Below are 10,810 nucleotides of genomic sequence, written 5' to 3'. Positions count from 1 at the left end.
TCCATCGCATCGGTGGCGACCCGCTTCGCCCGGCTGCGCCGCGCTTGCGATCGCCACTGATGCGATGGTGGCGACCCGCTTCGCCCGGCTACGCCGCGCTTGCGATCGCCACTTAGCTGGATTCGCCGTAGATACTGGTCACCCAGATGTGGGTGAGGGTGTCGACCACCCGGTCCTCGTCGACCGCGGGCGTCTCGGCGGACAAAGCGGCCATCATGGTGCGCTCGTTCATCTGGTTCAGCGAGGTCGCCAGGTCCACGGCGGGAATGGTCTCGGGCGCGGCGCCGCGCACGCGTTCCGCGGCGATCATGGCCGCGGTCTGGTCGATCCACTTCTGCATGAAGCCCAACCACACCACGCGGAGCTCGGAGCTGGTCGCCAGCGCCTCGGTGGCGGCGCGGGCCAGCCGGCGGTGCGTGCTGAACGCCGTGAAGAACGCCTTGATGCCGTTTCGCCACACCCGTCGGGGGTCCTCCGGTAGCCGCTGCACCGCGCCGTCGAACTCCGAATCGGCGCGCGCGATCACCGGTTCCAGCAGCGACAACAGCACCGCTTCCTTGGACTTGAAATAGAAGTAGAACGTCGGCCGGGACAGGCCCGCACCCTTGGCGAGGTCGTCGACGGAGATGTCGGCGAACGACCGCACTTCCAGCAGCCGCTCGGCGGTCGCGAGAATCGCCTGCTCGCGGTCGTCGCCCGAGGGCCGGATGGCACGGCGGCCACGCAGGGCGCGGGTCTGGCCGGCGGTAGTCACGGCCGCTACTTTACACGGTGTCGAAAAATTCGACACCCTGTTGACTGTGTCGACGGACCGTTGATAACGTGACAACATGACTGAGCACCTTGACGTGATCATCGTGGGCGCCGGCATCTCGGGCATCAGCGCGGCCTGGCATCTCCAGGACCGCTGCCCGACCAAGAGCTACGCGATCCTCGAACGCCGCGACGACCTGGGCGGCACCTGGGACCTGTTCAAATACCCGGGCATCCGGTCGGACTCGGACATGTTCACTCTCGGGTTCCGGTTCAAGCCCTGGCTCTCGGCGAAGTCGATCGCCGACGGCCCGGACATCAAGGCCTACGTCAAGGAGGCAGCGGTCGAGAACAAGATCGACCGGCACATTCGCTACCGCCAGCGCGTCTTGGCCGCCGACTGGTCCGACGCCGACAACCGCTGGACCCTGACCGTCGAGTCGGACGGCCAGGAGCGCGAAATGACTTGCTCGTTCCTGTTCGCGTGCACCGGCTACTACAACTACGACGAGGGGTATTCGCCCACCTTCCCCGGCGCCGACGACTTCGAGGGCCGGATCGTCCACCCGCAGCACTGGCCGGAGGACCTCGATTACCAGGGCAAGAAGATCATCGTCATCGGCTCGGGAGCCACGGCGATCACCCTGATCCCGGCGCTGGTGAACTCGGGCTCGGGCCACGTCACGATGCTGCAGCGCTCGCCGACCTATATCGGCTCGCTGCCCGGGGTGGACCCGTTCGCCGAACGCGCCAACCGGCTGCTTCCGGATCGCCTGGCGCACATCGCGAATCGGTGGAAAGCCATCGCATTCAGCACCTTCCAGTACCAGCTGTCTCGCAAGGCGCCCGCCTACATGCGCAAGACGTTGATGACGATGGCCAAGCGTCGCCTACCCGAGGGCTACGACGTCGAGAAGCATTTCGGGCCGCGGTACAACGTCTGGGATCAGCGGCTGTGCCTGGCGCCTGACGGCGACTTCTTCCGCACGATCCGGCATGGCAAGGCCGACGTGGTCACCGACACGATCGACCGGTTCACCAAGACGGGCATCAAACTCACCTCGGGTGAGGAGCTGCAGGCCGACATCATCATCACCGCAACGGGTTTGAACATGCAGCTGCTCGGCGGCGTGAAGCCCACCAGGAACGGTGAGCCGATCGAGCTGACGTCCTTGATGACGTACAAGGGCCTGATGTTTTCCGGTGTGCCGAATTTCGCGATCACCTTCGGCTACACCAACGCGTCGTGGACGCTCAAGGCCGACCTGGTCTCCGAATTCGTCTGCCGGTTGCTGAACTACATGGACGCCAACGGGTTTGACTTCGTGGAGCCGCAGCATCCCGGTGACGACGTCGACGAGCTGCCGTTCATGGACTTCAGCCCCGGCTACTTCCAGCGTGCGATGGACATGCTGCCCAAGTCGGGGTCGCGGGCGCCTTGGCGGCTCAAGCAGAACTACCTCTTCGACATGCGCACGATCCGGCGCGGCAAGGTTGCCGACGAGGGCCTGCGATTCGCGAAGAAGCGTGCGCCGGTTGCGGTTTAGGGTTTGACGACGACTATTCCGTCGTCGTCGCTGTAGGCGATCTCGCCGGGCACGAAGGTTACGCCGCCGAGCGCGATCTCGACATCGCGCTCACCGGCGCCCGTCTTGCTGCTCTTGCGGGGATTGGTGCCCAGCGCCTTGATGCCGATGTCGAGACCGCGCAGCGCGGCCGCGTCACGCACGGCACCGTTGACGATGAGGCCCGCCCAGCCGTTCGAGCGGGCCAGCTCGGCGATGACGTCTCCGACCAGCGCCGAGTGCAGGGAACCGCCGCCGTCGATGACCAGTACCCCGCCCGCACCTGGCTGGGAGAGAACCGATTTCAGCAATGCGTTGTCTTCGAAGCAGCGCACCGTGCTGATGGCTCCGGCGAATTCGGACCGGCCACCGAACTGGCGGAACTGGACGTCGCAGCTGCGTACGTCGGGGCCGATGTCGTCGACGAGGTCGGCGGTTGGCTGGAATGACACGGTCACGTCTGACACCGTAGCGGCTCGGTGGCGGGTCAGCGGCGCCGCAGCTGCCGGATCAACAGGATCGCCAGGAGGCTGACCGCCAGGGCGACGATCAACGGCAGCCGGGACTGGGTCAGGACCTCCATCGGAGCGTCTGGCGATACCGGGTTGTTGGCGGCGTCCACCGTGGATTTCGCTTGTGCGGCCGCGTCTTTGGCGGCGGCCGTGAGGTCGCCGTTGCTTTCGATTCGCTGCTGCACCTCGAGTGGCGGTGCCGGGGCCTTTGCCGGAGGCTCGGCGCTCTTGGCGGGCGCCTTCTTGGCCGGGGCTTTCTTGGCCGGGGCTTTCTTGGCCGGCGCCTTTTTCGCGGGAGCTTTCTTCGCGGGGGCTTTCTTGGCCGGGGCTTTCTTGGCCGCCTTGGCCGGGGGCGTCTTTTCCGGCGGCGGGGTGGAATCGCCGTCGGGCTCGCTATTGGGTTGATCCTGCGGGTCTGCCATGCGGCCGCTCCTCGAGCAATCTTCAGTAGTTCTCTAGCCCACGCGGGTTCTTCGAACCCATCATGCCAGCACGCACGCGGGCGCTTTTGCCGCCGGTCACGCTCGACGCCGCGCCGCCCACACGGCGCCTCCGGCGATGAGCGCCACCGCCACCACGATGAACGGCCAGACCGGAACCCCCGAGTCCCGGCCCCCGGGCGTGCCACCTGCGGCCGGTGGTCCCGGCGTGCCCGTGCCGGAGACCGTCAACCGAAACGACCAGGATCCGGAGACCACGTGGCCGTCCGCGGACGTGACCCGATAGTTCACCGTGTACGTGCCGGCCGGGCCCAGCGGCCGCAAGCCGATGCCGACGACCGCGCCGTGGACCGTCGGGTCGCCGGCGGACCACACGTTGCCGTCGGGCCCGACGACGGTCATGGCCGCGAACGTGGTCTGCAGCTGTTCGTTGAACGTGGCGCTCACGCGCTCTGGCCCCGCCGCGAGGACCGCGTTGTCGGCCGGATCGGTGGCCACCCGGGCGGCATGGGCCGACGCCTCCGGCGCGGTCATCGTCGCGATCAGCCAGAGGGCACCGACGCATGCGGCAATCGCCAACCGCCTCATGCCCGGCGGCGGATCAGTCCGAGGCAGACTCCCAGCGCGGCCACGACCAGGGCCCCGCCGCCCAACATCCGGGCGGTGTTGTCCGCGGGTTTGGGCGGAGGCCCGGACACCTGGTCGGCCGGCGCGACAGAAGGCGGATGGTGGCCGTGGGATGCCGCCGGTCCGACGGCAAGTGTCAGCGTGGGCGCCGGGTGCTCCGGCTCACCACCGCCCGGCAGCGGCGGCTGGTCCCACTTGACGACCGTGCCGTCGGAATAGGTCTGCGTGGCCGGGAAACTGACGGTGTCGGTATCGGGCAGCTTCATCGAGACGCGGAACAGCGCGAACTGGTCAGCCCCGATGCCGCCTCCTGGCGCGGCCGTCCACGTCACCGAGCGCACGGCGCCCGATGCCGCGTCACGGTCCAGCCTGGCCGTCCACCCCGGGGCGGTTTCGGTGCTGGCCGCGGCCACGTCGGGCAGGGCGACGCTCAGCGCGGTGGTCAGTGCGCCCGTGTTCGATTCGTTGGGGACCTGGAAGGTGACGATCGCCATGGCGCCGCGCAGCGCGTTGTCGCTGCTGGCGTGGACGTGGGCCCACGCCGCCGGAAGCTGTGCGGCCGAGACGGCGTAGAGGGTGAGGGCGGCGGCCACCGCGACCGGGACGCGGGCAACCCGCGCTCGGATCGACATGCCGGGCCGCCGCATTCGGTTGATCAGCTCAACCCGAGCCGGGCCATCAGGTCCGCCTCGATCCCGTCGAGCTGCGCCGCGATCGCCGCGTGCGCCGCCCGGCGGCGCGTGGCCGGCATGTTCTCCGCGGCGGTGACAGCCGCCGACAGGTCGGTGAGCCGCTCGGTGATGGCCGACGCGAACTGCCGCGTTTCGGCGTCCTTGGGCTTCTTGTCCTGCACCGCCCGCAGGGACTTTTCCGCCCCGGCGATTCGGGCGGACAGCTGCGCGCCGTGGCCGGAGAACTGCCCGATCTGCGCCAGGGGGATCCCGAGTTGATCCGCGCGACGCTGATCTATCAGGGCGCGCGCCGAGACGGCGGCCCGGTAGATGACCGGTGTGAGGATGGGCGCAAGCAGCCGGGACACCGTGAGCGCCCGACGAATCCGTGTCGGCGACAAGATCTTCCCTTCGCGCGCCGCTTTGAGTTCGGCCTCGGCGACCTTGAGCGCGTTGCGGTCGCTGTCCCGCTGGGCCTTGATCTGCGCCCTGAGGGCTCGGGCCTCCGCCCGGTGGGCGGCCTTGTACCGGCGAGTCTCGTTCTTGGCGGCGAGCTTGGCCTCCAGCTTCGCGCGGGCCTTGATCGCACGGGCTTCGGCGCGACGCGTCGCGCGACTCTTTCGCTTGCGGAACAGGCCCATACCCGGCCGCCTCCCCGGTATCTCGTGGACTATCGCTCTCGGGCGTGCGCGATCCCGTGAGCCAACCCTAATCGGAATGGGCGGGCGGGAGCCCTCCAGGTCGGGGCCGGGCGGCTGGGTGCGGGCGCGGGCGTCCGCTAAGCGTCCAGGTGCTCGGCGCGACGCAGCTCGTTGACCCGCTGCATGACCTCGCCTTGCGCCTCGGGGGACAACTCGGATGCGCGCAGGGCGATGCGGCGCACACCGTCGTCGCGCATGGTGGCGAGGATGGACAGCTCTTTGTCGAGCTTCTCGTAGTACTCGTCGTCGGTGAAGTAGGCCGGCTTGATGCGGAAGAAGTTGGCCAACGCGGCCATGGTCGCCGACGACGGGTTGGTGCGGTTCCCCGAACGCAACTGCGACAGGTAGGGAGCCGACATCGTGATGCCCTCCGCCTTGAGCGCCGCGATCACTTCAGCCGAGGTGTGGGGCCCCCGTCCCGGGGGATACACCGTGTCGAACAGGCGGTTCAGGCGAGCAGCGAACGTCGTGCTCATTGGATATGACCTCCACTGGGCTGTAGAAGTGAACTATTACCTAGGTATATTTGCTGACCATGGTAGCGGGGGTTTGTGTCCCGAAACAGGTGCAAACCCCCCAGGATTCGGTCCAGGCGTAGCTGGTGCTTGCCGATACCGCACTTGACGAGCGTCCAACTGATTCGCTGGGGTGTCCACTAAATCGGCGAAACTCACAGGTTATCCGCAGAATTGGACATCCGGTGCAAGGTGGCGGGCCGTCGGTGGCGGGGCGGGTCAAGTGTAGGATGGGCAGGTGCTGGGCGGTCGCACCGCAACCGGGCAGCAATTTATGATTGCTTAACGCCTTATTTGCTGTCGAATGCCAGTTGCGGCCGGAAAACACCCTTCGCAAACGTGCCGGATATGTGAATCGGTGTTCGGCGGCCCGTCGCGACGGGCCCATCTGCGACGCCCGCGCGCCGGCATTTCCGCAACGGGGGGCGGGAAAGCGAATGGCGCGCGGGAGTGCGCCGGCGGCGTGCGCAAAGGGGCCGCGGGGCGGTTGTGCAGACGTCGTGCACGCCCAAACCCGGCGAGCGCACGGGTGCGGCGATCGATGCCAAAAACGAGCCGAGTTTTCTAATTCACGCCGAAGTAAATGGCTATGCCGCAAGCAGCATCGCCAGGATGGCGGTATCGGGATGGCTGATGGGGTCGACTCCGACTCGGCTCACCATCGATGTGATCGTGCCGTCGGCTTCCGCCTCCACCCAGGCCGCTCGATGCTCGAGTCCCAGGTAGGGCAATCCGGGGAGCAGGACGCATCCCGACGCCGCGCCGTTGCATTCCGGCAAGGACGGCGTGGTCTCCGATGGAGGGTGCAGCATCAGCAGCGCCGGGGGCTGGTGATCGGCGAAATAGCCTGGCTGGATTGCCGATTCGCCGAAGACCGTACCTTCGGCAAGCACCAGGCCGACGGTGCCCGGCTCGGGCTCCTCGGGCAGTTCTTCGCGGGCGCCGAACACCGTTGTCGTGGAGAGCAATCCGGGCAATGACGCGACCCGGACCGCGACCATGAGCAATTGGGCCCACTCTTTGGTCGAATCCGGCCAACGTCCGGAGATCACGAACCCTTTCAGGGCACCACGAGCATGGAAAGGGGAAACCCCTATCGGGCGGTCAGACCCAGTTTCCATTTCGACCTCCGCGCGACGCCTCCGTCCGATTAACCACACTGGTAGCTCGAATAACCAAGCATGCCTGCGGGTTCGGTGCCGTGCAACCCGACACGGCCAAAGGCGCACATGTTCTCGGAGTGCCCAATCGGCGACCGCGCAAACGACAAAGGCGCCGCGCAAGCCGCGCGACGCCCGTGTCGATTCGAGGTGGGACTCAGCCGAAGATCAGTCCATTGGTCTTCGACGTGGCGGCCGCATACCGCTTCTGCACGTCGGCCCAGTTGACGACGTTCCAGAACGCCTTGACGTAGTCCGCCTTGACGTTCTTGTACTGCAGGTAGAAGGCGTGCTCCCACATGTCCACCTGCAGCAACGGAATGATGCCAAGCGGGACGTTGGCCTGCTGGTCGTACAGCTGGAAAGTGAGCAGCCTGTTGCCGAGGGTGTCATATCCCAGGACCGCCCAACCCGAACCCTGAAGTCCATTGGCGGCGGCACTGAACTGGGCGCGGAATTTGTCGAACGACCCGAACGCATCGTCGATCGCGGCGGCGAGCTCGCCGGTCGGCTTGTCGCCGCCGTCCGGCGACAGGTTCTTCCACCAGATCGAGTGGTTCACGTGGCCGCCGAGGTGAAACGCCAAGTTCTTTTCGTTCAGGAAGATCGCGGCGTGGTCGTCGTTGGCGCGCGCCTCTTCGAGTTTGGCGACGGCGTCGTTCACGCCTTTGACGTACGTGGCGTGGTGCTTACTGTGATGGATCTCGTTGATCTGCCCCGAGATGTGCGGTTCCAACGCTGCGTAATCCCAGTCCAAATCGGGCAGGGTGTATTCAGCCACGGCGTTCCTTTCTTCGATTGTCTTCTAACGCTCATTCGCAAGCCTGCCAAGCGGCAGCCAGCCGTAGACAACCCTGCTCCATGACTGCGCGGACCGCAAGAATGACCGCGATGAGCCGGAAGGCGAATACCCGTTCAGCGTCGATTCAAGACAGAACGATGAGAAGGAGAACGGCCAGCAACGCCAGCGCGATGAGCCCGGCGCGCAACGCGGCAACGCTGTAGCTGTGATTCCACGCGGGCGAGCCCGAGTACGACTTCGATGGGGCCGGTGAACCCGGACCGAACGAATGCGTGGCCATCAATCGCCTTTCACCCGCCCCTCACCTCGCGGCAGTGAGGTGAGTCACAACAATTTTTGCGCGAACGCGATCATAGCGCTTCGGGGCGGGCTTGGAAAATGACTCTCTGAACTGCGGGTTGGCGCCGAACGCCGGGCAGACCCAGCCGAGGGCGCCATCGCGGGGGCCCCGCGGTTGCTTAGCAAGACAATCCATTTCGCTCGGCGACCGTTCTGGGCTGTCTATCGCATGCGTCAACGCAGCGGTGTTATCCACATGTCGAACCACCGCTAGCCGGAAAAGCTGTAGTAACGGTTCCCTTACCCAAAACCCGCATGTGGATAAACCTGTGGAAACTGTGGATAGTCGGGATAGCTGAAGAGATAGCCGACGACTCGGCTCCAGCCATTCCCGAGCGATCCGCGGGACCCCCACCGCTCGCCGCACGCGGAGCGGATCGCCGCGAGGCTACGCTGGTCCGGTGATCCAGGTGTGCTCCCAATGCGGCACTCGGTGGAACGTCCGCGAACGGCAGCGCGAATGGTGTCCACGTTGCCGGGGAGCCCTGATGGCGCCGCTGGCCGATGCGCCGGCGCCCGACCCACGGTGGGGCTCACACAACGCCGCGCCTGCGAGCCGACCGCCCGCGGCCAGGGGCTGGCAGCGCACCCCGCCAAGGCTGCCGCCGGGCTTTCGCTGGATCGCGGTGCGCCCCGGCGCCGCGCCGCCTCCCCGGCGTGGACGGCGTCCCCTGGGCCCGACGCCGCGCTACGCCGTGATGCCGCGGTGGAGCCTCGCAGATCGCGTCGAACCTACGGCCGCGGCCGCCGGAGCCCCGACCCGCCCGGGGCCATCGGCCCCGACGATTCGCACCACGTTGTTCGTGAGCGTGCTCGTCCTCGGCATCGCCGCCCTGGTCTACGTCGTGCGCTACGTGCTGCTGATCGTCAACCGGAACACATTGTTGAACTCGTGGGTCGCGGCCGGTGCAGACTGGCTCGGCGTGCTGGCGAGCGTGGCCGCGATCGCCGCCACGCTGGCCTCCGGGGCGGTCCTCATCCTGTGGCTGATCGCCCGGCGTGCGGCGGCGTTCGCGCATCATGGCCTGCCGGAGCCGCGGTCCACGCGGGTGTTGTGGGCAGGGTGTGTGGTGCCGCTGGCCAACCTGCTGTGGGCACCGGTTTTCGTCATCGAGCTGGCGATTTTGGAGCAGCACTACGGCCGCATCCGCCGCTCCGTCGTCGAGTGGTGGATCGCGTGGGTCGCCAGCTACCTGGTCTCCGTCTTCGCCATGGCGACCAGCTTCGCCAGGGACGCCCAGGGCATCGCGAACAACACCATCACGATGGTTTTCGCCTACTTGCTCGCGGCGGTGACGGTGGCCGCGGCGGCCCGGGTCTTCGAAGGGTTCGAGCGCAAACCCGTCGAACGGCCCGCGCACCGCTGGGTTGTGGTCTCCGAAGATCGGGCGCCGACGCCGCGTCCGGTTGAGTTCGAAGGGCAGGAAGCGGCAGCATTACGCGTATGACGTGGGCCGAGGAGGTGCTCGCCGGGCATCCCTTTGTGGTGGCCCACCGCGGCGCATCGGCGGCGCGGCCCGAACACACGCTGGCCGCTTACGATCTCGCGCTCAAAGAGGGCGCCGACGGCGTGGAATGCGACGTGCGGCTGACCCGGGACGGCCACCTGGTCTGCGTCCACGACCGCCGGTTGGACCGGACGTCGACCGGGGCCGGCCTGGTCAGCACCATGACCCTCGCCGAGTTGCGTGAGCTCGAGTATGGGGCGTGGCACGACAGCTGGCGTGAAGACGGCACGCACGGTGACACCAGCCTGTTGACGCTGGACGCCCTGGTGTCGCTTGTCCTGGATTGGCATCGGCCGGTGAAGCTGTTCATCGAGACCAAGCACCCGGTGCGGTACGGCTCATTGGTGGAAACCAAGCTGCTCGCGCTACTGCATCGGTTCGGCATCGCCGCGCCGGCCTCCGCCGACCGGTCCCGCGCGGTGGTGATGTCCTTTTCGGCGGCCGCGGTCTGGCGGATCCGGCGAGCCGCGCCGCTGCTGCCGACCGTGCTGCTCGGCAAGACGGCGCGCTACTTGATCAGCGGCGCGGCCACCGCCGTCGGCGCCACTGCCGTCGGGCCGTCGCTGGCGACGTTGAAGGAATATCCCCAACTCGCCGATCGCGCGATAGCCCAGGGCCGCGCCGTGTACTGCTGGAACGTCGACGAGTACGAGGACCTCGACTTCTGCCGGGACGTCGGCGTGGCCTGGCTCGCCACCCACCACCCGGGCCGTACCAAGGCGTACTTGGAGAACGGCCGCGCGGGCGGTTAGTCCGGCGGATTGATGGGCACCGGCCCGTCGGCGGCCAGTGCCTCGAACAGCCGGCTCGCTTCGTCGTGGTTCCACACCACCACCGATCCGGCGTCGCCGTTGGTGAACTCGCCGATGGGGACGGTCAACGTCGCGGGGGAACCGCGCAGCCCCCAGCCGAGGCGGGCCAGGTCCCACACGTGGTCGCCGCGGTCAACGGTCAGGGCGTCGGCCACGGCGCGCGGCACCGCGTACCAGCGCCACGGATTGAGCCACACCGCCGGGCGGCCTGCGGCCTGCAGCAGCGCGGCCACAAACTGCCGCTGATTGACCATGCGGTCCAGGTCCGCTCGTGGGGTGGCGCGCGTCCTGACGTATCCAAGGGCGTTGCGGCCGTTGACTTTCTGGCAACCGGCGGGCAGGTCGATCCCGGCCAAGGGGTCGTTGAGCGGCGTCGTCGGACATATCGTCACCCCGCCGAGTGCG

General features: G+C 67.4%; 13 protein-coding genes. 3 read left to right on the top strand and 10 right to left on the bottom strand.

The window, feature by feature from the left end; translation table 11 throughout:
* Positions 1-112 precede the first annotated feature (112 nt).
* Positions 113-754, bottom strand: coding sequence for a TetR/AcrR family transcriptional regulator (locus A5691_RS20065; RefSeq protein ID WP_067889797.1), 642 nt, complete (start codon positions 752-754; stop codon positions 113-115).
* Positions 755-830: 76 nt separating this feature from the next.
* On the opposite strand from A5691_RS20065, the gene A5691_RS20060 reads away from it, so the two are divergent.
* Positions 831-2,300, top strand: coding sequence for an NAD(P)/FAD-dependent oxidoreductase (locus tag A5691_RS20060; RefSeq protein WP_067752134.1), 1,470 nt, complete (start codon positions 831-833; stop codon positions 2,298-2,300).
* Here A5691_RS20060 and rraA read toward each other — a convergent pair.
* The 8 genes from rraA to A5691_RS20020 form a co-directional block, all read right to left on the bottom strand.
* Positions 2,297-2,776 carry a ribonuclease E activity regulator RraA gene (gene rraA, locus A5691_RS20055; protein WP_067752137.1) on the bottom strand — a complete coding sequence of 160 codons (480 nt, stop codon included), beginning with the start codon at positions 2,774-2,776 and terminating at the stop codon, positions 2,297-2,299. The two genes, A5691_RS20060 and rraA, sit on opposite strands and share 4 nt — an antisense overlap.
* Positions 2,777-2,805: 29 nt before the next feature.
* Positions 2,806-3,252: a nucleoid-structuring protein H-NS gene (locus tag A5691_RS29190; RefSeq protein WP_067889800.1), complete on the bottom strand. Its 447-nt coding sequence runs from the start codon at positions 3,250-3,252 to the stop codon at positions 2,806-2,808.
* A 96-nt stretch (positions 3,253-3,348) separates the two neighbouring features.
* Entirely contained in the window at positions 3,349-3,858 is a 510-nt protein-coding gene (locus A5691_RS20045; RefSeq protein ID WP_068015785.1) for a copper resistance CopC family protein, read from the bottom strand.
* Positions 3,855-4,529, bottom strand: a complete 675-nt coding sequence (locus A5691_RS20040; RefSeq protein WP_068015791.1) for a YcnI family protein — start codon at positions 4,527-4,529, stop codon at positions 3,855-3,857. Before A5691_RS20040 ends, A5691_RS20045 begins: the two co-directional genes overlap by 4 nt.
* A gap of 23 nt (positions 4,530-4,552) precedes the next feature.
* Entirely contained in the window at positions 4,553-5,209 is a 657-nt protein-coding gene (locus A5691_RS20035) for a DUF6474 family protein (RefSeq protein ID WP_067758869.1), read from the bottom strand.
* Between the two features lie 137 nt (positions 5,210-5,346).
* Positions 5,347-5,745 (bottom strand): helix-turn-helix transcriptional regulator, encoded by a 399-nt coding sequence (locus A5691_RS20030; RefSeq protein ID WP_067758872.1) that lies wholly within the window; start codon positions 5,743-5,745, stop codon positions 5,347-5,349.
* Between the two features lie 626 nt (positions 5,746-6,371).
* Positions 6,372-6,905: a hypothetical protein gene (locus A5691_RS20025; RefSeq protein WP_046186040.1), complete on the bottom strand. Its 534-nt coding sequence runs from the start codon at positions 6,903-6,905 to the stop codon at positions 6,372-6,374.
* A gap of 196 nt (positions 6,906-7,101) precedes the next feature.
* Positions 7,102-7,725, bottom strand: coding sequence for a superoxide dismutase (locus A5691_RS20020; RefSeq protein ID WP_067279219.1), 624 nt, complete (start codon positions 7,723-7,725; stop codon positions 7,102-7,104).
* 761 nt (positions 7,726-8,486) lie between these two features.
* Between A5691_RS20020 and A5691_RS29185 the strand changes: the two genes are divergently transcribed.
* Together A5691_RS29185 and A5691_RS20010 are read left to right on the top strand one after the other, a co-directional pair.
* The gene (locus tag A5691_RS29185) at positions 8,487-9,533 is read left to right on the top strand and encodes a DUF4328 domain-containing protein (protein ID WP_082950426.1); all 1,047 of its coding nucleotides are present in this window, start codon (positions 8,487-8,489) and stop codon (positions 9,531-9,533) included.
* Entirely contained in the window at positions 9,530-10,345 is an 816-nt protein-coding gene (locus A5691_RS20010; RefSeq protein ID WP_067758882.1) for a glycerophosphodiester phosphodiesterase, read from the top strand. Before A5691_RS29185 ends, A5691_RS20010 begins: the two co-directional genes overlap by 4 nt.
* On the opposite strand, the gene A5691_RS20005 is transcribed toward A5691_RS20010, so the two are convergent.
* Positions 10,342-10,810: LCP family protein (locus A5691_RS20005; protein WP_197696195.1), on the bottom strand; the 469-nt coding region annotated here is incomplete at its 5' end. The genes A5691_RS20010 and A5691_RS20005 overlap by 4 nt on opposite strands.

Origin of the sequence: Mycobacterium sp. E183 (genome assembly GCF_001667735.1) — a bacterium.
In the GTDB taxonomy this organism is placed as follows: domain Bacteria; phylum Actinomycetota; class Actinomycetes; order Mycobacteriales; family Mycobacteriaceae; genus Mycobacterium.
This window is presented reverse-complemented; position numbering and strand designations above follow the sequence as displayed.

Bases quoted from the DNA above. Each gene is read 5' to 3' on its own strand.
- A5691_RS20060 (WP_067752134.1), top strand. From the start codon at position 831: ATGACTGAGCACCTTGACGTGATCATCGTGGGCGCCGGCATCTCGGGC.
- A5691_RS29190 (WP_067889800.1), bottom strand. From the start codon at position 3,252: ATGGCAGACCCGCAGGATCAACCCAATAGCGAGCCCGACGGCGATTCC.
- A5691_RS20045 (WP_068015785.1), bottom strand. From the start codon at position 3,858: ATGAGGCGGTTGGCGATTGCCGCATGCGTCGGTGCCCTCTGGCTGATC.
- A5691_RS20040 (WP_068015791.1), bottom strand. From the start codon at position 4,529: ATGTCGATCCGAGCGCGGGTTGCCCGCGTCCCGGTCGCGGTGGCCGCC.
- A5691_RS20035 (WP_067758869.1), bottom strand. From the start codon at position 5,209: ATGGGCCTGTTCCGCAAGCGAAAGAGTCGCGCGACGCGTCGCGCCGAA.
- A5691_RS20030 (WP_067758872.1), bottom strand. From the start codon at position 5,745: ATGAGCACGACGTTCGCTGCTCGCCTGAACCGCCTGTTCGACACGGTG.
- A5691_RS20025 (WP_046186040.1), bottom strand. From the start codon at position 6,905: ATGGAAACTGGGTCTGACCGCCCGATAGGGGTTTCCCCTTTCCATGCT.
- A5691_RS20010 (WP_067758882.1), top strand. From the start codon at position 9,530: ATGACGTGGGCCGAGGAGGTGCTCGCCGGGCATCCCTTTGTGGTGGCC.